Source organism: Segnochrobactrum spirostomi (assembly GCF_009600605.1).
GTDB lineage: Bacteria > Pseudomonadota > Alphaproteobacteria > Rhizobiales > Segnochrobactraceae > Segnochrobactrum > Segnochrobactrum spirostomi.
Window position 1 is genome coordinate 407,278 of record NZ_VWNA01000003.1, and the last position, 21,232, is coordinate 428,509.

Here is a 21,232-nt window from a genome sequence, read left to right on the forward strand (position 1 = left end):
TTGTATTCGTCGAAGGGGGGGTGCCGAAGAACCCGTTCCTGCGCCAGATTGCTCTCTATGACGACGGTGCACCATCAAATCCGGGAGTGATCGGACTCATCTCGAATGCCATTGCGACCGTTCTGGCCGATCCCTTTGGTTCGGTACCTTCAGCCGTGCCAGACACATCAATCGTTGCGCCTGCCAATCGTTCATCGGATCGGCGTGTCTCAGCAGCCTACCTTATGAAAGACGCATACGGCCGGGCCTCCGAGCACTTCCGTCGTTATGGCAGTCGACTTTCCCTCAGAGTCGAGTCACGTCCAGCGCTCGCTCATTTCACCTATCCAATTCCTATGCGTGTTCGCGGCGCGCCGAATATTTATACAATACATGACCTTGTCCCTCTCATGTATCCATCTCTTACTGCGGACGACAAGAGATATTATTACAATATGGTCAAGGATATTTGTAAGCGTGGCGATCATATCGTCACGGTATCGGATGCATCACGGTACGATATAATGAGGATATTCGGCGTCAATGAAAGTCGCATTACGAATACATACCAATCGATTTCAATTCCACCCACTGTTAAATCGAAGGATGATAGGCAAGTCGCGAATGAGCTAGAAGGACTTTTTGGCTTAGATTGGCGGGGGTATTTTCTTTTCGTTGGCGCCATTGAGCCGAAGAAGAACATATTACGATTGATCGAGGCCTATCTTGCCGCGAACGTCAGCCAGCCATTGGTGCTCGTCGGCGCGCCCGGCTGGGCGGGAGAAAAAGAACGGGCGCTAGCCGATGACCCCCGCTTCGGATATTATTCGTACCAGCAGGATATCATAACGCCGCGCAGACAGATTAAGCGCCTGGAATATGTGTCCAGACCGCATCTTTTTAGTTTGATGCGGGGCGCGAGGGCGCTGCTGTTTCCCTCTATATATGAGGGTTTCGGTTTGCCAGTGTTAGAGGCGATGAGTTTAGGCACCCCGGTCCTTAGCTCGAACACGGGATCAATCCCGGAGGTCGCAGGCAATGCAGCGTTGCTCGTTGATCCATTTAATGTTGATAGCATTTCTAATGGTATAAAGAGCTTGTCTCATGATGACGATTTGTGCTCGCATCTAGCTTATAGCGGGTATGTGCAAGCGGCGCGATTTTCGAATGAAACATATATGGAGAAAATTAGTGATATATATAGCAGTTTTCTGTAATGAGCGCTGGACTATGTTGGAAAATAAGAGTCCGTTCGAGCGCAGGAACGATTCAACGTCACTTTCGGAGGGCGGCGACGTTGATTTTCGACGCGATGAGCGACGAGGAATGGGCGATCTTCGATGAATTCCACTTCTTCTGTCGCTTCGCTCTCCTGATCGTCGACGAGGACCGGATACCTGCGCGTCATCCCCGGCGGCGGCAACCCTTCTTCCAACTCGTCAATGCCCGGTATGAACGCGGCGCCATGATCCTGACATCGAACCGCGGGTTTGCCGAACGGGGAGACGTCTTCGGCGATCCCGTCGTCGCCACCGCGCTCCTCGACTGCTTGCTGCGCCATGCCAGTGCCGTCCAAATCGAAGGCGCTAAGTATCGCGTGGGCCATCATGCCGATCTCGGAACACATCCGGTCGAAGGCCATGATCCAGGCCCAGCCAATCGAACTCCCACGCCAGCGCGGCCGATCGCCCAAATCAGGAGCCGCAGACCAGAACCACAACTGATCAAAAGCACCTTAGACGCGAAGCCGGGACCGTTCAGGCTGTCTGATGGTTCCACGGCATGAGCTCGTCGATGCGGCTGTTGGGCCAGCCGTCGGCGAGGCGCTCCAGGGTGAGCTTGAGCCAGGCGAAGGGATCGACGTCGTTCATGCGCGCGGTTTGAAGGAGGCGGGCGATTGTCGCTGGACACGCCTGCCGATAGAGCGGCAGGCCGTCGGCGTATTTGGACACCGCGATCATCGCCAGCGGCGCTTCGGTCGGGATGCCGCCTTCGATGATGTGGTTGGGTGCCGCGGCTTGAATGACGCCATCGGCGCCACGGAAGGCGTATTTGGGGCGATGCGTGACGATCACCCGGAAGCGGGCCGGCACGACGTCGAGCCGCTCACTGACATCCTCGCCGATCGGGATCTTCTCGAGGCCGAGGCATTCGACCGGGATCTCCGGCTCGATCACCACGTCGATCCGTTCGAGATGGGCGGCAAAGCTCTTGCGCGGACGCGGCGTCCGTTGCGACTTGGCTGCTCCCGAGGCCTTGTCGAGCCCGGCCTTGATCTCGGCGATGCCGGTCTCTATCTCCTCGAAGACAAAGCTCTGCTGTTCGCTAGCATCCGGGCCGAGCTTCTCGGAGCGCTTGCCGTGACGGGCGCGCTCCAGCGATTTCAAGATCGACAGCAACCGGGCGTCCGCGTCGCGTTCAAAGCCTTGCGCGCGGACACTTCGGCCTCGGCCCGCGCCGCCTTCTCGACCCTGGCCAAGGCAAACGCCTTCAGCGCTTCGACGTCGTCAGGAAGGCTGGCCCCAGGATCGCTCATGGCCCGAATCTCACCACGAGAGAGACAGAAACGCCCGTATTTCCAAAGGATTGATCGATCCTTTGTTGCCGTCAGCCGACGCTTTGCGGCCGCCGCACATCAAGCGGCCTGATCCGCTTCCAATCCAAACCGTCGATGAGCGCCAGCAACTGGGCGTAGTTCAAGCGGATCCGGTTTGCTCCCGCTCGCCGCCAGCAGAAGGCGTTTTTCTCAAGCCGTTTGGAGAACAGGCAGACGCCGGTGCCGTCAAACCAGACGATCTTCAGCCTATCCGCCCGCTTCGCCCGGAACACGTACGGCGCACCGCTGAACGGGTCGGACTCGGCGTCGCGCACGAGCGACAACAACCCGTCCGGCCCCTTGCGGAGGTCGACCGGATGGCTGGCCAGGAAGACCTTCACATCCGATGCGATCATGTGTCCTGGACCGCTCATGGCACTCGCCGCAGATCCGTCTCGCCGATATCGGCGCTGACCCGCACCACGACGATGCCGATCGCGATCTCGACAATCGGCGCCGGTCGCGGCGGCACGGCTTCAGGCGACGAATGGCCCGCTGTCGTCGCAATCTCTGTTCCCTTGGCCAGGGCCTGGCGCCGCCAGCCGAACAGCTGCGATGGCGAAATACCCATCTGGCGCGCAACGGGCGACACGTTCGTCCCCGGCACCAGAGACGCCGCAGCAGCGCGCTCCTTGAACTCGCCAGGCCAACGACGGCGGAGCGTCGCTCCCAATTCGTCGCTGCGATCAACGACGGCCTCGATGACATGGAATGTTCTATCTGCAGGCATAGACCCACGCATAGAAGCTCATAGGCGTTCCGACGCCATGACCCTATGACCCCGCCTGCCACGGATGAAAGATGGGATCGCCTGAGCGCTTACAAAGCACCCTCAACCGAGGAATTCCAAGAGCGAAAAATGGGGAGATTCCGCTACCCTTTGTCGGATGACGGGGAAATCATCGGCTGGACCGCGACGACAGTGGGTCTTTCCGGCCAGATGATCAGGGACATGATGTTACATAGCGTCGAGGCCTCGCTTCGAGGCGTCGCGCGCACCCCATCGCGTGTAGTAGCTCAGCGACAACGGTTCAATCTATCGCATCTTCCTATCCATTAGCATCTGAAGAGTCGATCGCAAACGGCATGCATCTCGAAATATCGCCTTACAATTATAGTATGATGACATCAGTCGATGATACATGTCCTTGTTGCTATTAAAAAAAATCTTCCTCTTCTCTATATCTTCCTCATTATTCTTGTCGGACGTTTCGAGATAATCGATTCCGCGCACGACAAACTCATTTCGAGCTACGGAACATATCTCGTCGAATCCATCATAGTTATTCATAATTTCTATTATTTTACTGTTCTTGGCGAGTTCACCATTTTGCAAAAGGTCCTCCGGTTTCATTGCAAGAATTTCCAATGATGTTGCGCAATCCCGAATAAGATGAATCGTCATAGACTTATATCTTTCAATCTCACCGGGAATGCGCCTGGCGCTTATACGAACTGAATCATTTAAATCGTCGTACTCCATACGCCGCAGCATGCTTGATTCAATATTACTTTCTTCACTGACGGCGCGATATCCCCCGTCCGCGTTAAAGAATCTATATGCGCCAGCCTTTGCTCCTCGCATCTCTTCTCCCATATCGAGGAACCGCGCCAAACCATCAACTGCACCTTCAATATCCCTTTGTGCAGCTTCAAAATTGAAGAGCGCTGTTGGAAAATAACTTCTTTCTATCAGAGCGTATACCGAAGACATCACGTCATTATAATCGGATAAAGCCACCTCAAGAGGCGTGTTATTGTATTTAGCAGCGGACAGCGCAGCAGATAATGGGTTTCTAAATGTTATAATAATGTGAGGATTTCTTAAGTGGTGGATAAATTTTTGATAAAAAAATAGAGACATGGGCGATTTCCATCCCCAGATCTGATGCTCCGAGTTCATTCGTTCTATTTTTTCGATTATTGTCGAATAATCGTCGTCTGGCAGGATAAAATCCTGCTCGTGCTTTAATCCATGAGCGCGCGCTCCCATGAATACGCCTAGTTCGCGCAACATTCCTGATACGAGTGACGTACCCGTCCGTGCGACTCCAAGTACCAGTAGGGTCTTTGCAGGATCACTGTTTTTACTATCTTGGTTGAAGGTAAAAAGCGGGCTTTCAGTCACTAAGGTATTCTCCACATTTTTTCCGTTACGATCGGAGTCTGGGCCGAATCTTGGTTAGGCGACGCCTCTGGCTCTTCTGCCGGCTTCGGATCCATTTCGTCAAGGTAGCTGAACCTGAATGATGGCCTCGCAGGCTATTGAGAGGGACGCACTATGGGGCTGCTTCTACCACGGGAGCGCCACGACCACGGACGCAGTTCGCGCGGAGTTACAGCGATCGCCCGCTTCGTCCGCGGTGCTTCGGGCTTAACGAGAGGACGGCGAGGAAGTGGCGATTCCGGGAACCGGTCGAGGACGCGTGGATGGGGCCGAAGGCGCGGCGCAGTTCCACCCTATATTCCATCGAGGAAGTCGTGATCGTCTCAGCGAATGCAGGCTCGGTTGCCTATGAATGACGTCTTCGTAGCACTGAAGGACGTCATCCCGCATCCCCCGCGCTCGTCGTCTCATTGTGTCTTTAGAGCTGGATCCTATCAGTTTGGATTTTATCCTGCCGCGCTGAAATTGTCAACGGCGGACGAACATTCCCCACTTTTGTCGCGGCAAAATTCCCCAGGTGGCGGCTTTGGCGATCAGCCAGCGAGGTGGTCGGCGCCTCCGTTTTTGGGCGGCCGGCCGCGGCGTTTCAAGGTCGCGGGGACTGGCGCCGGGTTGAGTGCGGCCTTGGCTCGAATGTGTTCGGGCAGCAGATCGGCATGGGCACGCAACCGGTAGCTTGATCCTTCGATCTGGAAGACGACGGCGTGATGCAACAGCCTGTCGAGGAGAGCGGTTGCGACGACGGAGTCGCCGAAGATCTCGCCCCATTCGGCGAAGCCGCGGTTTGAGGTGAGGATCATGGCGCCCTTTTCGTAACGGGCGTTGACGCGTTGGAAGAACAAGTTGCCGCCGCCGGGAATGACCGCCAGGTAGCCGATCTCGTCGACGATGAGGAGAGCGAAGCGGCAGAAGTAGCGGATCCTCTCGCGCAGGGTGCCGTCGCGTTCGGCCTTGGCGAGGGCGGCGACGATATCGGCGAGCGAGCCGAAGTAGACGCTCTTGCCGGCTTTGACGGCCTCGACGCCGAGGGCCAGGCTCAAATGGCTTTTGCCGGTGCCGGGCGGTCCGATGAAGTGGACAGCTTCGGCGCGGTCGATGAATTGCAACTCGGCAAGCGCCATGACCCGGTTTCTGCCGAGCGACGGCTGAAAGGCGAAATCGAAGCCGGCCAAGGTCTTAATGGCGGAGAGGCGGGCCATGACGAGGGCCATTCGAATACGGCGGTTCTCGCGCAGGGTGATCTCCTCACCGAGCAACTGATCGATGGCCTCGAGCGCGGTGGTCTCGCCGCGTTCGATGCCGCGCAAGGTGACATCGAGGATCTCAAGTGCGCGCGGCATCTTCAAGTTGACGAGGTTGCGCTTGACGCGGTCGATCAGGGCTGTGGCGGCGAGCTGGGTCGGATCGTAGACGTTCATTGCGCTCCTCCCTGGGTGGCCAGGCGGCGGCCGACAGCCTCGTAGAAGGCCAGCGGGCGGCGAGCGACGTGGTCGCCGGCGCGGTGCAGCGTGACGGCCGGCGTCTCCTTGATCTGGCGGCGTGGCGGCGGGATCGGCATCCGATGCGAGGGATCGAGACGACGCTCGCCACGCCCTTCGAGCGGCAGATGGCGGGCGACGAGGGTACCGCCTTCGTAAATGCAGACGGCGTCTGCAAGGACATGCACGTCGAGGACACCGCGGCGGGTGGTGTCGGGCACGGAATAGAGATTGCCGCCGACGCCGACCATGCCTTCGTGCGAAACACGGCGCTCCAGCTTGAGCACGGCGGCATAGGGCATGACCGGCAGCGCCTGCAGCGCCGGCCGCTCCTCGGCAAACGCTTCGCTGACCACCCGATGTGTCGTGGCGTGAATGCGGGGATTGGCGACGGTGTCGAGCCACTCGCGCAGCTGTACATTGAGATCGTCGAGGTTGCGGAAGGTGCCGCCGAGGAAGAAGTCCTCGCGGATATATCGAAACGGCCGCTCGACCTTCCCCTTGGTCTTGGCGCGGCGGGGTCGGCAGGCGCGCGGCTGGAAATTGTAGTGTCTGGCAAGATCGACGAGGGCACGGCTGTAGATGACATGCCCGTCGGTATCCTCGCCGTGAACCGCGGTCTTCATGCGGTCATAGAGGATCTCGCGCGGCACCCCGCCTATGGCGGCGAAGGCATTGATGTGACAGCGCAACACGCTCTAGAGATCCTGGTGGACGACAAAGCGTGCCCAAATCAGCCGGGAAAAGCCAAGCACCATCGAGAACAGCCAGACGATGCGCTTGACGCCGGGCTCGTCCGTAAACTCGGCCTCGAAATAGGCAAAGTCCACCTGCGCCTGCACCCCCGGTGGTGTCTCGAAGCGAACCTCGAACGGTTTGGGCCGGTCCGGCCGCAGGTTGCGAACATGATCCCTGACGGCGCTATAGCCACCGCCATAGCCGCGCTCCTTGAGTTCCCGCCACAGGCGAACGGCGGTCAGCTCGGGAAAGGCCGTAAGGCGCTCGCTCAGGTAAGGCGAAAACGGTGTGACGATACCGACGACCGGAGCGCGCTTCTTGTAGGTGGGCGGCTCCAGCCCGTTGGCGATGTGGGTGCGGACGGTCTTGCGATCGAGCTCAAGCTGGCGGGCAATAGCCGAGATCGACAAGCCCTGTGTGTGCAAATCCAAAATCATGACGAGTTCCCCGAGTGTGATCACCGCGCCATCCCTCCCGTCGGAACGGGCAGCATCGGTGAAAGGCCTGAACGTCGCCCCTGCCAGGGCATGCCCTGGCAGGGGCGACGTCGCGGAACCTGGGGAATTTTGATATGTCATAAGTGGGGAGAATTTATCCGCCGCCGACAGCTGTAGGGCGGGAGGTAGCGCAACGCGGCGCCGAACGCCTCGATCATCTCGCCCACCCGCGATCCTTTTGGGGCCGGAAAGATTAGTCATGACGATGACATCGCCCGGCTGCAGTTCTGGGACCAAGACCTGGGCATATGGATCTCAAAGGCGTCTCGGTTGATCGGACGGTCCAGCAGGAAGCGTCGTCGTCAGGTCACGTTGCCGAGGGGCGGATGTGCAGGGTGGGCCCATCAGGTCGCCGATGCGGCTGTTGGGGCGGTCGTTGATGTTGCGTCTGGATGAAGTCAGCGAGGTAGGCGAGCCCACGTCGCTTGCTTCAAGATGGGCTAAACAAGCCCCTGGAAGCACGAGCTCCCAAGCCACTCAACCCTTTCACGATGGGCTCTAAATATCGTATAGCTTGTGTTGGATGCTACTCTCAATGAGTGGCTTGCTGGTTCTGGCAGTCTGTCATTGGACGCGCCGCCTAACGGGCGCGAAAGAGCACCCAGAACCAGTAATTGACCAGAGGTAAACATGAGAAAGACAGATATTATCAATGATCTTGGGAGAGCCTATGGTTTTCGTAGGTATTTGGAGATATGCACTCCAACAACGGGGGGATCCTATAACAATATTGATCGACGTATATTCGAAACTAGCCATAGATTGATGTATAGATGCCCAAAGCAATTTGATGACGGTATGCCGATAGACTTTCGTACGCAAGCCGAAAATGCGTCAGAATTGATTGATATAATATGTAGATTGATACAATATTATGATTATTATGATATCATATTCGTAGACCCGTATCATAATTACGAATGCGGCGCAATTGATCTGTTTGGTGCCCTTAGTATACTCGCACCGCGAGGTATAATGGTAGTCCATGACTGTTCTCCGGCCGATGCGAAGATCGTTAATCCTGAGTTTCAAGAAGGATCTTGGTGTGGGGTGACCTACCAAGTGTATTTAGAGTGCGTGTGGTCCTCAAACGTCGCGGGCTACTGCACTGTAGATAGTGATTATGGATGTGGAATTGTATTTAATAGAAGTGCGAAAATTCCGAGTAATATAAATGTCGCATTCCCGTCCAATGAATTAAAGTATGGCTGGTATAGGAATAGATCGGACGACGATTCTCGATACAAGTATTTCGATAAATTTCGTTCTCCGCTGTTGAACTTGATCGGGCCGGATTTTTTCACGCAAGTATTCAGGTGCATTACAGAGGGCGCGATCCGCACGCCAGCCGAGCCGCTTGCAGGTGATATCGCCAGTGTCAGCGAACCCGCCCCGGACGCCGGGACTTCGCCCCCAGCATTTATCCAGCGCTGAGAGCGCGTTTGAGAATGGCTTTGTCTCATGGACGTTTGCGCAGTAGTTGAGCTGAAGTGGCGATGGTGATGGAAGTTCGGGATCGTGCCCCTAGACGTGGTGTAGGTGCGGGCATGGGTGATCAGCGCGAGCGAAGAGTATTCGATTGTGACAGGGCCGGACATCGGCCACCTTCGCGATCACCGTCGTGCGGTTCATCAGCACGACCTCGTGGCTCCTGTCGAACTGGTGGGCTTCACCCAGGGCAAAGCTCTGCGGCACGAAGGCGCCGCTCACGCTGACCAAACGCTGCTTCTACTAGGGTCGAGACTCATAACCAGTAGCTGACGGTCGCAGCGATGCAGACGGCAGCGAGGAAGTTGACGGCGTTGCGGTCGTATCGGGTGGCGACGCGCCTGAAGTCCTTGAGGCGGCAGAACATGCGCTCTATGGCGTTTCGGTCTCGGTAGAGCACGGGCGAGAAGCAGCTCTTCCAGCGCCGGTTGGCCTTGGGCGGGATGTTTGGCATTGTGCCGTTCTCCTCGACCTGCCTGCGGATGGCGTTGCTGTCGTAGCCCTTGTCACCGTGGAGGACGCAGGCGGCCGGCATCTGCTTCAGCAGGACCGACCCCGCCGTGCAATCGGCGACCTGGCCTCCTGTGAGGAGGAAGGCGATGGGCCGGCAGTCGCGATCCGTCAGCGCGTGGATCTTGGTCGTGCGCCCGCCGCGAGAGCGGCCGATGGCTTGGTTGCGCTCCCCCCTTTTCCGCCCGAGGCGGAGCGGTGCGCCTTCACCGCAGAGGAGTCGATGAGCACCTGGGCCGGAGGGCCGCCGGCGCTCGCCAGAGCATGGAAGAGATCGACCCAGACGCCTTTGGCAGCCCAGCGGACATACCGGTTGTAGAGCGTCTTGCGTGGCCCGTAGTCCGGCGGCGCATCGATCCACCGTCCGCCGGACTTCAGGACATGGACGATGCCGCCGATCACCCGGCGGTCGTCAACACGCGGCTTGCCACGCGTGTCCGTCGGCAGATGTGGCGCGATCCGAGCGAACTGAGCATCCGTGAGCCAGAAACGATCCCGATTCACTCGTGCTTCCTCCCGGAAGTCGTGAATCACACCGGGCCGACGAAGCCAACCATTTTATGGGTCCCAGCCCTAGGCTCGCGCGTTTCCTCGAGGACGCTGATCAGCGTCAGTCGCTCGCGAACAGACTTGCCGCTGCTGCGTAGCAGGAGTGCATCAAACCCCTCCGTCCAGGAGCCCAGCTTCGGTCGCGGCTGCACCTCGCGTTCGTGCTCGAAAGGCGTCTCGCCAGAGCGCGGCAGCTTGCGCACCGTGTTGCGCAGTACGCGCAGCCCGCGGCAGATCTCCCTGACGGACTTCCCGCGCACGTAGAACTCGCGGCGGATCCGTGCAATCGTGTCCACGCCCTTCAGCCCTCGCCCGCCCGTCTAGATGCGCGATCGGGCAATGTCATTGGATCACGTCCGAGGGGGCCAAGATTGAATGCGATCCCGGGCTGGGGGGGCGAGATTGGACGCCGAAACACAGTCGCCCGTCACCTCCTCGTCATCTTCAACGCGACAATGCGCGCGTGGGCGCCTTTCGCTCGTGCCTGACCAATGCAGCTGTACCCAATATGAGTTTACAATCCGGCAGAGTCGCTGCCACGCGACCTGCGCACTGCACGCGGAGAGGCCGTTGAAGGACCGCTAACGCGTCTTTCGATGGACGCCAGATCAGGTACTGCAGGTGACCGAGCCTAGCGGGGATAATGAGGGCGAAAGACCGTGAACAGTCTGCTAAGAGCCCATTTGTCGGACGCGAAGCGACGCCTCGACCGTCATCCGCATAGGCTAAATAACCTTGAGAAGGCCATTGCATTCGGATATTAACGCGTGTGACAATTCAGGGGTTATGATTTGACCAGCACACAGACTCACCTCCTGATTGGGGGCGCAGGGTTCATCGGTCGTCACGTGGCGTTTGGACTATTGCGTAGGGCGCAGCGAATAATCGTTGCCGACCGAGTAACTCCCGAAAGAGGCGACACACTTGCCTCCGAGTGTGTTGAGTTTATCAATCTGGACCTAACGACAGCAGATTGGGATGAGCTTATCTGCGATGTGGATGTCGTCCATTTGTACGCGTGGAGTTCAATTCCTGCAAGCGCCAACGCGAACCCACTAGGTGATTTGCACGCTAACCTCGGTGTGACGCTCGGGCTGCTGGAGGCACTTCGTCGGCGCGGACGTGGGCGCCTTGTATTCACATCCTCCGGCGGCACGGTGTATGGGCGCGTTGAGGATGCACCGATTCCAGAGTACCATCGACTTTCTCCTATAACGGCGTACGGCGCAGGCAAGGCGACGGCGGAGCTATATTTGGGCCTTTACCGCGAGCTTTATGGGTTGGATTGTCGAATTGCCCGACTTTCAAATCCCTATGGCGCGGGTCAGGATACAGTGCGCGGGCAGGGTGCAGTAACGACATTTATTCACAGGGCCCTTGATGGTGAAAAAATAGTTATTTGGGGTGACGGCAGCGTTGTTCGCGATTATGTGCATATATCCGATGTAGTAAATGCGCTTATTTCCTTGGCGGATATTCCTGTAATACATGGATCAGCGATCTACAATGTCGGAAGTGGCGAAGGCCATAGCTTGAATGACATCGTCGCCGAGCTTGAGCGCCAGTTGGGTCGCGAATTGAGTGTAATGAGAAACAAACCTCGTCCGTTTGATGTTCCCGTTAATATTTTAGATATTTCTCGCGCGAAGAGAGATCTGTCTTGGGGGCCATCCGTATCGTTTGCAGATGGCGTGGCTCGGACAATCGACGATATTCGACGCGGTGCGAGTTTATCGTTCTTGCAATGAGCCGCTGCGTCCTTCCGGAGTGTGCCGCAGCAAAGTCGTCACGTATATCAACACTGTGAGCGTTTCATATGAAAGATCGTACCTTGGAACGGGCGGCCAATTTAATCGCAAGCATAAGTGGACGGCGCAGAACATCCGTGGACCATGTGGTGGTCGAGCTTTCTGTTACTCCACGCGCTGGCGACGAACAAAGAGATCTCGGAAACTGGCATGAGGCCGCGATAGAGTACAAGCGCTATCTAGATAAGGTGCCTAATGATGCGGCTATTACTGTGCAACTCGGGCATGCGCTTAAAGAAAGTGGTCAGTATAAGGCCGCGCTCGCGGCGTACCGGAGCGCCGCAATATTAGCCCCTAACGATGCAGATATTTTTCTTCAGATGGGGCATCTTGCAAAGGTAATGGGCGATGAAGTTGCGATGATCACAGGATACACGCGCGCATTCGAACTCGATCCTGATTTGAATGAAGTGTATAAAGAACTGCTTGCGTATGCGCCGCGCACGTCACGCGGTTGGTCGCGCGCGTTATTTGAGGGGTCTAATGGGTCTCCCAGCAATCTGGCGCCGCCCAATGAACCAGTCATACGGGCGGCTAGTCCGGCGGGGAGCGCCGTAGAGGATTCAATTCGGGCTGCGATGGACACCAAGCGCGTGGCGCGTGCTATTCGTCAGTTCCCTATTCGTCTCCCGCTTTCAACTATAGAGCAAAATTATGCTCTTTCAAAGTTTGGAGTTTTCAACTCAACATACGGAGACGCGGCTGGGGTGTTTGCGGCGCTCGCTGGGCTGTCGGGAGCATGGGTGGATCAACCTGTGGATCCCACGTGCTTGTTTGCGTTTGGCGCGGTGCCTTCCCGCCGCGCAGATCCACGCATGACTCGGCATGCCAACCGTCTCTTGCAGAACTACCAGTCGATGCAGCTGGCGGCGACTGAGCGCCTCATGCTGAGGCCAGATCTAAAGTGTAGTGTAACCACCGGACCTCTGATATCCGTTCTGCTGCCTGTATATAAAGGTCCTTCTGTATATCTAGAGCGAGCAATACTTTCTGTCTTGTTGCAAACCTATCAGAATATTCAGCTTTGCATTGTGGACGATTACTCTCAGAGCCGCGATGTTACGGCATTGCTATCTTACTATGCAGAGCAAGATCCTAGAGTTTCGCTTGTTGTGCACGAGGCGAACCTTGGTATCGCTGAGGCGACAAATTCCGCACTAAACATTGCGGTGGGGGATTACGTTGCGCTTCTCGATCATGACGATATGTTAGCGTACGATGCGTTGGAGTTGATTGCATCGAGAATAAATGACGACCCGCGCATAGACCTTCTTTATACTGATGAGTGCAAAATAGATGGCGATGATATTGTCGAGGAGCTTTTCACAAAGCCGGACTGGAGTCCCGTCCTTTTGACGTCTGTGATGTACACGGGCCATCTCTCTGTATATAAGCGAAAATTTGTCGATAAGCTTGGACGCTTCCGCTCACAGTTTAATTTTTCGCAGGATTATGACTTGGCGCTGCGCGCAGCCGAAGCTTCGCCGCGAGTTGTACACTTGGCAGAGTGTCTCTATGGCTGGCGGATGATTGCTGGCTCAGCAGCGCAGGGCGAAAAGCCTATGGCTCGACTTAGCAACGTCGGCTCTCTTCAAGCGGCAGCGGACCGGCGAGGTCTCCATGGAACTGCTATTGGATTACAGTTTTCGAATAGAATTCACCTAGGTCGCCCTTCTGAACCGCCACTTGTGTCATTAATTATTCCTTCCGATAACGAGAATAATATTGCAGCGACCCTGGCTTCTTTGAAGCTGATGACATCTTATCCGAACTTTGAAATTATTGTGGTTACAAATTCGGAGTGTGGTCGCACGTGCGAAAGAAAATATGCCGAAAGCGGCGCAAGATATATTGATTATGATATGCCATATAACTTCTCGGATAAATGTAACTACGGCGCCAGAGCTGCCTCTGGTAGGTATCTTGTGTTCTTTAATGATGATGTTAGAGTGATCGATGAGGATTGGCTCGATGCTATTATTGAGGCGTTCAGTTTTGAAGATGTTGCTATTGTCGGACCTAAGCTGCTTTATGAGAATGGCGGTATTCAGCACGGCGGAATGGTGACGGGGGTACGCGGGCTCGTAGGTACTGCGTTTCATTCCTTTCCAGACAAGACGACTGCCCATTTCTGCTTTGCGCAAAGTGCGCGGGAGGTGTCGTTAATTTGTGGCGCCTGTCTGGCGATTAAGGCGGATGTGTTTGTGTCTGTGGGCGGCTTCGACGCGGTGAACACGCCTATAGCTCATTCGGATGTGGACCTATGTTTTAAAGTACGTGAGGCTGGCTTTAGCTGTGTCTATACCCCTCATACAAAGCTCACGCATATTGGGCATCTGTCAATTGGTGAAGCTAAGAAGACGTGGACAGGTCCAGCTAAGAAAGATAAGGCGGATATCTACCTGCTAAGGCGTTGGGGTAAGATGTGCTCTTATGATCCATACTTTCCCCCGGGTATGCGTGATATAATTTATCATGATTCAATTGAATACTATCAGCTTCACGTTGGCGGGCGTTCTGTAGTTGCGGGTGGTCGCGATATCTTGATAGTATCTCACGATCTATCGGCGAGCGGCGCACCAAAAGTTGCTTTCGACATTGCGAAATGTCTGGTGTCCGAAGGTAATTACGTGTTGGTGGTGTCGCCGGAGGATGGGCCGTTCCGGAGTCGCTATATGGACATCGGGGCAGACGTCATCATTGATCCGCTTTGCGCGTCGGGAGAAAATAGAGATTTCTTTGCGCTTGCCAAAAACTTCGATGTCGTGATTGTGAATACAGTTGTATTGTGGCCTGTATGCAATCAATTGGCTCAAGCGACAAACGTATTTTGGTACGTGCATGAGACTGAGCTGGTCAATCATATCGCACGTCATAATCCTGCAGTGGGGCGTGAGGCGGGATCGCTTACTGTTTGGGCTGGAAGTCACAAGGCGGCAAATGCTCTAGAGTCGATCGGTGTTTCTTCTACTGTTATTGAGTACGGAGTTGAGCCATGGGATTTCGACCGTGTTGAGGCGCATCGAGATAAAGTGGTTATCTCTGTGATGGGAACATACGAGCCTCGGAAAGGTCAAGATCTTGCCCTTTTGGCGTTTCAACTTTTACCTGATAGCGTCCGCGAAAGCTGCGAGCTGAGATTTGCGGGTAGGGTAAATGATAAAGTGTTTTATGAAGCCATAGTTGAGATTGGGCGAGGGGAGGCGTGTGTTCGACATCTGGGAGAGCTTACGCTTCATGATTACGTGGGTAAGATGAGTGAGACCGACATAGTACTATGTCCGTCACGAGATGACACACTGCCGCTAGTTTCGCTCGATGCGCTCGCAAATGGAAAGATTCTGATTTGTACTAGTGAGACCGGAACATCTGCTTACGTGAGGTCGGGAGAATCCGGCTATGTTTCAGCGTCTGGCGCGCCGCCCGACATCGCCGAAGCACTGCGTTGGGCTATTATGGATCGCGATGAGTGGCCTAATATATCAGTTGCAGCAAGACGAGTATTTGAGGAAAATTTCTCTATGCCGAGGTTTAGGGCTAGGATCATGCAGGAGTTTGCATCAAAGGGAGTGGCTATCGAGTAAGCGGTTTGGGTCTATATCCAATTGCCTTGATTTATCGGCCTTGCTCGGCGGTAGCCGCTATGCGGTGTCTTAGAGCAGTACCCGATCTGAATGAATCGCGGGGGATTCCCAAATCCGCTGCGAAGTGATTCAGAGTGTCTGCCGGAGGGAGGCCGGCGGGCATGTCGAGAGCACTTTCAGGCGATCTTCGGGTTCGGGTGCTTCGAGCCGTTGCAGCCGGTGCGACGCACCGTGAGGCGGGCGAGCGCTTTGGTGCGAGCGCCGCCAGCGTCAGCCGTTGGCGCAAGCGGGAGCGCGAACAAGGCGCCCCGCGCCCCGGGCGGCTCGGCGGCGACCGGCGTTCGGATCGGATCGAGGCTCATCGGGAGGCCGTGATGGCTGCGCTTGGACCCGACCTAGACGCAACCATCGAGGAGGTGAGGGCGAGCTTGGCGACGCAGGGGCTCGTCTTCGGCTACGGCACGATCCAACGCTTCTTCGCCCGTCACGCCATCACGCGCAAGAAGGACCGCGCACACGACCGAACAGGATCGCCCCGACATCCTGACGAGGCGCGAGCAGTGGTTCGAGGGGCAACTCGACTGTAACCGTCCGGTGAGTTGCCCTTTGTGTGGCTGCGGATTGGGCTGAAGCTACGGAATTACATACGGAATTAATTCGTAGCTATGGTGGTCGATGGGGCGGGTTGAGATCCTGACGGGGCGCGATCGGCGCCGAGGCTGGTCGGACGAGCAGAAGCTGGCGATCTTGGAAGAGGTGGCGACAAGCGGCTTGCGGATCTCGGAAGTGGCGCGCCGACACGACGTCATCCCACAGCAAATTTACGGCTGGCGGCGGCAGTTCCTGGCCAAGGTCAGGGAGGAGAGACCGGCCGAAGCCGCGAGGTTGTTGCCGGTCAGCCTTGTCGCCGCCGAACTGCCCAAGCCGGAGGCGCCGAAGGCGGAGGGAGCTCTGGTGAAGGAGATGTCGGTGCGACCGATGCGAGGCGTCCGGATCGAGGTGCGCTGCAAGGGTGGGCGATCGCTCTTCGTCGATGCCGGCATCGACCGTAAGCGTCGTCCCGGCGGCACCTTCATAGGTTTGGCATGAAAGCGCAGTCTGACGCCCCTGATTGGAGGATCGTTTTGTGTCTGGGCTTGACCATAGACTTGAGCCGGAGGTCGAGGTCCGGCGCTTCGAAGTGATCAACGGTGCGCTGGGGCGGCGGCGCTGGACGGCGGACGAGCGCACGCGGATCGTGGAAGAGACGCTGGTTCCCGGCGCCGTAGTGTCGGCGGCTGCTCGCCGGCATGGTCTGACGCCGCAGTAACTGTTCACCTGGCGGCGCGAAGCACGCAAGGCGAGCGAGATGATCCCGGCCTTCGTGCCGGCGGTCGTCGCGCCGGAGCCGGCTCCCGCATCTGAAGCGCCCGCCCCACCGTCACCACCGAAGCGACGTGGCCGGCAACGTCGCGCCGCGGCCATCGAGATTGAGGTCGCCGGCGCCCGCGTGACGATCGAGAGCGGGGTCTCACCGGCGACCATCACGGCGGTGCTCAGCGCGTTGAAGGCGGGGTTGTGATCGGTCCGACCGGCGCAGTCCGGGTCATGGTGGCCACGAAGCCCGTCGATTTCCGCAAGGGGGCCGAAGGCCTGGCTGCCCTGGTGCGCGAGACGATGGGTGCCGATCCCTTCTCGGGCACGGTCTATGTATTCCGCGCCAAGCGTCCCGATCGGGTGAAGCTGGTGTTCTGGGACGGCACCGGCGTGGTGCTGGTCGCCAAGCGCCTGGAGGATGGCGAGTTCCGCTGGCCGAAGATCGAGGACGGCGCGCTGCGGCTGACGGCGGCCCAGTTGCAAGCCTTGTTCGAGGGTCTGAACTGGCGCCGGGTGCATGTGTCAACGGGCACCGAAGTTTCCCTTGATGTGGGCTTCCAAAATTCCCCACCCGGCAGGGTTTGAACCGCGCCGGGTCTACCGGAGGCGTTGGGTTGTGTGTCACGCTGCCATATCGATGTTGTCCGCGGCAGCATAATATTGATCTTCGGCTTCGGCAGGCGGGATGTTGCCGATGGGCTCCAGCAGCCGACGATGATTGAACCAGTCGACCCACTCAAGCGTGTCGTACTCGACGGCTTCGAAGCTGCGCCATGGTCCACGGCGATGGATGACCTCGGCCTTGTAAAGGCCGTTGATCGTCTCGGCCAAAGCGTCGTCGTAGCTGTCTCCGACGCTGCCGACTGACGGCTCGATCCCCGCTTCGGCGAGGCGCTCGGTGTACTTGATGGACAAATATTGCGACCCACGATCGCTATGATGGATGAGGCCGCACCGATGGGCCGGCCGTCGATCGTGAAGCGCCTGTTCCAGGGCGTCCAGGACGAAGCCGGCATGCGCCGTCCTGCTGGCTCGCCAGCCGACGATCCGCCTGGCGTAGGTATCGATGACGAAGGCGACGTAGACGAACCCGGCCCAGGTCGCGACATAGGTGAAGTCCGACACCCACAGCATGTTCGGTGCCGGCGCGTAGAATCTCCGATTGACGTGATCGAGCGGACACGGCGCCGCTTTGTCGCTGACGGTGGTGCGCACCGGCTTGCCCCGGATCACCCCTGCCAGGCCCATCTCGCGCATCAGCCGAGCGACCGTACAGCGGGCGACTGGAAACCCCTCCCGCAGCATCTGCCGCCAGATCTTGCGCACGCCGTAGACCGCGAAGTTCTCGGCGAACACGCGCGCGATCTCTGGCTTCAGGGCGACATCCTGCTGCGCCCGCGCCGACAGGCGTGTCGGATCCCGCCGCTGCGCGACGCGCTCGAAATACGTCGATGGGGCGATCGGCAGAACGCGGCAGATCGGCTCGACCCCATAGGCATCGCGGTGATCATCGATAAAGGCGATCATCGCCGGAACAGGCGGTCGAGCTCCGCCTGCGCAAAATATGCGGACGCCTTGCGCAAAATCTCGTTGGCCTGTCGCAGCTCGCGGACCTCGCGCTCGAGCGCCTTCACCTTGTCGGCAACCTCGGTCGGGACACCGGCACGCTTGCCGCTGTTGACCTCGGCCTTCTTCACCCACTCATGCAGGGTCTGCGGAACGCAGCCGATCTTCTCCGCGATCGACACCACCGCTGCCCATCGCGAGGGATGATCCCGCTCGTGGTCGAAAACCATCCGTAACGCGCGCTCCCGGACCTCTGGTGCAAATTTGTTCGTTGTCTTGCTCACACAGGCTCCACCTTCTCAGGAGTTGGAGCCTCCGGCAAACCCGGCGCGGTTCACCCTGACCCTTCTCGGCTTCATCGCCCCTTGGGTGCTGGATGGTCCGATTAACCGGGATGCCTTCGAGACCTATATCCTGGTCCCCGACTGCGGCGGGGCGATGTCGTCGTCATGGACAACCTGTCCAGCCACAAAGGGCCGTGGGTGGACGAGATGATCGAGGCGGTCGGCACCGAGGTGCGCTACCTCCCGCCCTACAGCCCCGACTTCAACCCAATCGAGAACGCTTTCGCCAAGCTCAAGGCACTCCTGAGAAAGGCCTCCAGCGAACCGTCAACGGCCTCTGGGATGCCATAGGCCGCATCCTCGACCTCTTCCCACCTGAAGAATGCGCAAACTATTTCAGCGCCGCAGGATACGATGCAACCTGATCTGATGCCGCTCTAGAAGCTCAGGCGCGAGCGTTACGGCCAGGGCGAGCGAGGACGAGATCGCGGCTCAGGAGAGTGCGCGCGTGGCGACACTGCCGGTACCCGCTCCACGCTGGAGGTCGTGCGCAAGCCCTTTCCTCAGCACCTGCCGCGCGAGTGCATCGTCGTGCCGGCGCAGCTGGAAGAGGACGTTCCCGAGACCCTGGAGATCGTGCCGCGATCCAGGAAGGTGATTTAGACGGTCCGCGAGAAGTTCACCTGCCGCCAATGCGCGGCGATCACCCAGCCTCCGCTCTGCTCCATGTGACGCCGCGCGGCATAATGCGTCACGAGGCGCACAAGGTGAGCGAAAAGACAGATTGAACCGGGCCGTCTTCGTAACATTCGTCAATTGGAGACTCGGGGTCAGTCCCTTCGGCCTCATCGCCGCTCGCGGGCGATGCGCATCAGATATTTGCCGTACTCGCTCTTGCCGAGGTCCTCGGCAAGCTTGACGAACTGGTCGTGGCCGATGAGCCCGAGATTGTAGGCGATCTCTTCGGGGCAGGCGATCTTGAGGCCCTGCCGCTTCTCGAGCGTGCGCACGAAGGTTGCGGCATCGGTGAGGCTGTCGTGGGTGCCGGTGTCGAGCCAAGCATAGCCGCGGCCCATGCGCTCCACCGCGAGATCGCCGCGCTCGAGATAGACGCGGTTCACGTCGGTGATCTCGAGTTCGCCGCGGGGCGACGGCTTCAGGTTCGCCGCGATGTCGACGACGTCCTTGTCGTAGAAATAAAGGCCGGTCACGGCATAGTTGGACCGCGGCTTCGCCGGCTTCTCTTCGATCGACAGCGCCTTGCCGGCCGCATCGAACTCGACCACGCCGTAGCGCTCGGGATCGTCCACGTAATAAGCGAACACCGTCGCGCCATGCGGGCGCGCCGCCGCGGGCTCCAAGAGCTCGGGCAGACCGTGGCCGTAGAAGATGTTGTCGCCGAGGATCAGCGCCGACGCTTCCCTGCCCACGAAGTCCGCGCCGATGATGTAGGCTTGGGCGAGACCCTCGGGCTTGGGCTGCTCGGCATAGGTGAATTCGACGCCCCAGTGGCTGCCGTCGCCGAGTAGATTGCGGAATTGCGGCAGGTCGCGCGGCGTCGAGATGATCAGGATCTCTTTGATCCCCGCGAGCATCAGAACGCTCAGCGGATAATAGATCATCGGCTTGTCGTAGACCGGCATCAATTGCTTGGAGGTCACGAGCGTCAGCGGATGGAGCCGCGTGCCGCTGCCGCCTGCGAGGATGATGCCCTTCATGAACGGGTCTCCCGAGAGGTCTCAGGCGCCTCGTCCGCCGCGGCGGGGAGGAGCCGGTCGAGGCAGCGCGACAGCGCATCGCGCCAGTCCGGCAGCACGACGCCATGGGCGGCGGCGAGCTTCGAACAATCGAGGCGGGACTGCGCCGGGCGGCGTGCCGGTGTCGGATAATCGCTGGTCGGGATGGGCTCGACGGCGGCCTTCGGGCCACCGCGCGCGGCCGAGCCGGCGAAGATCGCCTCGGCGAAGCCCGCCCACGTCGTCTCGCCGGCGTTCGTCATGTGGAAGATGCCGCGCAAGGCGGGCTCATCCGGCCGCGCGACCAGATTGCGGGCGACCGCCAGGATCGCCGTGGCGAGGTCCGGCGCATAGCTCGGCGCCCCCTCCTGATCGGCGACCACGCGCACCGCATCCCGTGTCTCGGCGAGGCGCAGCATGGTGCGGACGAAATTCTTGCCGTAGGGGGCATAGACCCAGGCCGTGCGTAGGATCGCATGGTCCGGGTTCGCGGCGGCGACGGCCCGCTCCCCCGCTTCCTTCGAAAGGCCGTAGACCGACACCGGCCCGACGGCATCGCTCTCCCGGTAAGGTTCGGCCTGGGTGCCGGGAAAGACGTAATCCGTGGAGACGTGCACGACCGGCACGCCGAGCGCGCGGGCGGCGGCGGCGACCGCCCCTGCGCCCGTCTCATTCACGGCAAAGGCGCTTTCGCGGTCGCTCTCGGCCTGATCGACCGCCGTATAGGCCGCCGCGCTCACGACCACATCGGGCCGGGCCGCGGCGATCACCGCGGCGATGGTCTCAGGCCGTTCGAGGTCGAGGTCGGGACGGCCGACGAGCACGACCTCGTCCGGCGCTGCCGCGGCAAGCGCCTGCGCCACCTGCCCTTCGCGACCTGTGACGACGATCCGCAT

The 21,232-nt window shown here is 58.6% G+C and carries 17 protein-coding genes, 6 pseudogenes and 1 other annotated feature; of the genes and pseudogenes, 11 read left to right on the forward strand and 12 right to left on the reverse strand.

Annotation, left to right across the window (positions count from 1 at the left end; translation table 11 throughout):
* Positions 1-20 precede the first annotated feature (20 nt).
* Positions 21-1,196, forward strand: a complete 1,176-nt coding sequence (locus F0357_RS21970) for a glycosyltransferase family 4 protein (protein ID WP_312861782.1) — start codon at positions 21-23, stop codon at positions 1,194-1,196.
* Between the two features lie 80 nt (positions 1,197-1,276).
* Entirely contained in the window at positions 1,277-1,765 is a 489-nt protein-coding gene (locus tag F0357_RS21975) for an ATP-binding protein (RefSeq protein WP_208948537.1), read from the forward strand.
* Here F0357_RS21975 and F0357_RS24770 read toward each other — a convergent pair.
* From F0357_RS24770 to F0357_RS22015, 9 genes and pseudogenes are all read right to left on the reverse strand, one after another.
* Positions 1,737-1,850, reverse strand: a complete 114-nt coding sequence (locus tag F0357_RS24770) for a transposase domain-containing protein (protein WP_246161904.1) — start codon at positions 1,848-1,850, stop codon at positions 1,737-1,739. The genes F0357_RS21975 and F0357_RS24770 overlap by 29 nt on opposite strands.
* Before the next feature lie 42 nt (positions 1,851-1,892).
* A pseudogene (locus F0357_RS21980) lies at positions 1,893-2,515 on the reverse strand (transposase domain-containing protein); the annotation flags it as partial.
* A 71-nt stretch (positions 2,516-2,586) separates the two neighbouring features.
* The gene (gene tnpB, locus F0357_RS21985) at positions 2,587-2,931 is read right to left on the reverse strand and encodes an IS66 family insertion sequence element accessory protein TnpB (RefSeq protein WP_208948538.1); all 345 of its coding nucleotides are present in this window, start codon (positions 2,929-2,931) and stop codon (positions 2,587-2,589) included.
* Positions 2,932-2,945: 14 nt separating this feature from the next.
* Positions 2,946-3,317 (reverse strand): transposase, encoded by a 372-nt coding sequence (locus F0357_RS21990; RefSeq protein ID WP_153490116.1) that lies wholly within the window; start codon positions 3,315-3,317, stop codon positions 2,946-2,948.
* A 294-nt stretch (positions 3,318-3,611) separates the two neighbouring features.
* Positions 3,612-4,718, reverse strand: a complete 1,107-nt coding sequence (locus F0357_RS21995) for a sulfotransferase family protein (RefSeq protein ID WP_153490119.1) — start codon at positions 4,716-4,718, stop codon at positions 3,612-3,614.
* A gap of 557 nt (positions 4,719-5,275) precedes the next feature.
* Complete coding sequence (gene istB / locus F0357_RS22000) at positions 5,276-6,160, reverse strand: IS21-like element helper ATPase IstB (protein ID WP_153490122.1); 885 nt, start codon at positions 6,158-6,160, stop codon at positions 5,276-5,278.
* Positions 6,157-7,419, reverse strand: a pseudogene (gene istA / locus F0357_RS22005) (IS21 family transposase). Before istA ends, istB begins: the two are co-directional and overlap by 4 nt.
* A 1,780-nt stretch (positions 7,420-9,199) precedes the next feature.
* A protein-coding gene (locus tag F0357_RS22010; protein WP_312861783.1) for an IS5 family transposase occupies positions 9,200-9,957 on the reverse strand; the annotation gives its coding sequence in 2 pieces (ribosomal slippage) (positions 9,200-9,624 and positions 9,624-9,957; 759 coding nt in all).
* 77 nt (positions 9,958-10,034) lie between these two features.
* Positions 10,035-10,307, reverse strand: a pseudogene (locus F0357_RS22015) (IS21 family transposase); the annotation flags it as partial.
* A 486-nt stretch (positions 10,308-10,793) separates the two neighbouring features.
* Here F0357_RS22015 and F0357_RS22020 point away from each other — a divergent pair.
* The 7 genes and pseudogenes from F0357_RS22020 to tnpB (F0357_RS22050) all read left to right on the forward strand — a co-directional run bounded on the left by F0357_RS22020 (position 10,794) and on the right by tnpB (F0357_RS22050) (position 17,335).
* A complete protein-coding gene (locus F0357_RS22020; protein ID WP_153490129.1) occupies positions 10,794-11,750 on the forward strand; it encodes an NAD-dependent epimerase/dehydratase family protein in 957 nt (318 codons plus the stop codon).
* A gap of 68 nt (positions 11,751-11,818) precedes the next feature.
* The gene (locus tag F0357_RS22025) at positions 11,819-15,394 is read left to right on the forward strand and encodes a glycosyltransferase (protein ID WP_153490132.1); all 3,576 of its coding nucleotides are present in this window, start codon (positions 11,819-11,821) and stop codon (positions 15,392-15,394) included.
* Between the two features lie 161 nt (positions 15,395-15,555).
* A pseudogene (locus F0357_RS22030) lies at positions 15,556-15,976 on the forward strand (helix-turn-helix domain-containing protein); the annotation flags it as partial.
* A 93-nt stretch (positions 15,977-16,069) separates the two neighbouring features.
* The gene (gene tnpA, locus F0357_RS22035; protein WP_153490140.1) at positions 16,070-16,483 is read left to right on the forward strand and encodes an IS66-like element accessory protein TnpA; all 414 of its coding nucleotides are present in this window, start codon (positions 16,070-16,072) and stop codon (positions 16,481-16,483) included.
* Positions 16,484-16,574: 91 nt separating this feature from the next.
* Positions 16,575-16,703, forward strand: coding sequence for a transposase (locus F0357_RS25590; protein ID WP_376767856.1), 129 nt, complete (start codon positions 16,575-16,577; stop codon positions 16,701-16,703).
* 39 nt (positions 16,704-16,742) lie between these two features.
* Positions 16,743-16,955, forward strand: a complete 213-nt coding sequence (locus F0357_RS22045) for a hypothetical protein (RefSeq protein WP_153490146.1) — start codon at positions 16,743-16,745, stop codon at positions 16,953-16,955.
* Positions 16,952-17,335 carry an IS66 family insertion sequence element accessory protein TnpB gene (tnpB, locus tag F0357_RS22050; protein WP_312861784.1) on the forward strand — a complete coding sequence of 128 codons (384 nt, stop codon included), beginning with the start codon at positions 16,952-16,954 and terminating at the stop codon, positions 17,333-17,335. Before F0357_RS22045 ends, tnpB (F0357_RS22050) begins: the two co-directional genes overlap by 4 nt.
* 36 nt (positions 17,336-17,371) lie before the next feature.
* On the opposite strand, the gene F0357_RS22055 is transcribed toward tnpB (F0357_RS22050), so the two are convergent.
* Positions 17,372-18,546 (reverse strand): IS3 family transposase gene (locus tag F0357_RS22055; RefSeq protein WP_208948540.1). Its coding sequence is split into 2 segments (ribosomal slippage): positions 17,372-18,312 and positions 18,312-18,546, totalling 1,176 coding nucleotides; the frame shifts between segments, so codons are not numbered across the junction.
* Positions 18,203-18,319: a sequence feature (AL1L pseudoknot), on the reverse strand. It overlaps the preceding gene by 117 nt.
* Positions 18,547-18,655: 109 nt before the next feature.
* On the opposite strand from F0357_RS22055, the pseudogene F0357_RS22060 reads away from it, so the two are divergent.
* A pseudogene (locus tag F0357_RS22060) lies at positions 18,656-19,025 on the forward strand (transposase); the annotation flags it as partial.
* 38 nt (positions 19,026-19,063) lie between these two features.
* Positions 19,064-19,349, forward strand: a pseudogene (locus F0357_RS25665) (IS66 family transposase); the annotation flags it as partial.
* Positions 19,350-19,445: 96 nt separating this feature from the next.
* Here the strand turns inward: F0357_RS25665 and rfbA are convergent.
* On the reverse strand, positions 19,446-20,318 hold the full coding sequence (gene rfbA, locus F0357_RS22065) for a glucose-1-phosphate thymidylyltransferase RfbA (protein ID WP_153484637.1): 873 nt from the start codon (positions 20,316-20,318) through the stop codon (positions 19,446-19,448).
* Entirely contained in the window at positions 20,315-21,232 is a 918-nt protein-coding gene (rfbD, locus tag F0357_RS22070) for a dTDP-4-dehydrorhamnose reductase (RefSeq protein WP_153490160.1), read from the reverse strand. The genes rfbA and rfbD overlap by 4 nt, the downstream gene beginning before the upstream one ends.

What these genes read in the sequence shown, in the direction of transcription:
- istB (WP_153490122.1), bottom strand. Translation starts at nt 6,160, where the DNA reads ATGAACGTCTACGATCCGACCCAGCTCGCCGCCACAGCCCTGATCGAC.
- rfbA (WP_153484637.1), bottom strand. Translation starts at nt 20,318, where the DNA reads ATGAAGGGCATCATCCTCGCAGGCGGCAGCGGCACGCGGCTCCATCCG.
- rfbD (WP_153490160.1), bottom strand. Translation starts at nt 21,232, where the DNA reads ATGCGGATCGTCGTCACAGGTCGCGAAGGGCAGGTGGCGCAGGCGCTT.
- F0357_RS22045 (WP_153490146.1), top strand. Translation starts at nt 16,743, where the DNA reads ATGATCCCGGCCTTCGTGCCGGCGGTCGTCGCGCCGGAGCCGGCTCCC.
- tnpB (WP_208948538.1), bottom strand. Translation starts at nt 2,931, where the DNA reads ATGATCGCATCGGATGTGAAGGTCTTCCTGGCCAGCCATCCGGTCGAC.
- tnpA (WP_153490140.1), top strand. Translation starts at nt 16,070, where the DNA reads ATGGGGCGGGTTGAGATCCTGACGGGGCGCGATCGGCGCCGAGGCTGG.
- F0357_RS22025 (WP_153490132.1), top strand. Translation starts at nt 11,819, where the DNA reads ATGAAAGATCGTACCTTGGAACGGGCGGCCAATTTAATCGCAAGCATA.
- F0357_RS21990 (WP_153490116.1), bottom strand. Translation starts at nt 3,317, where the DNA reads ATGCGTGGGTCTATGCCTGCAGATAGAACATTCCATGTCATCGAGGCC.
- F0357_RS24770 (WP_246161904.1), bottom strand. Translation starts at nt 1,850, where the DNA reads ATGAACGACGTCGATCCCTTCGCCTGGCTCAAGCTCACCCTGGAGCGC.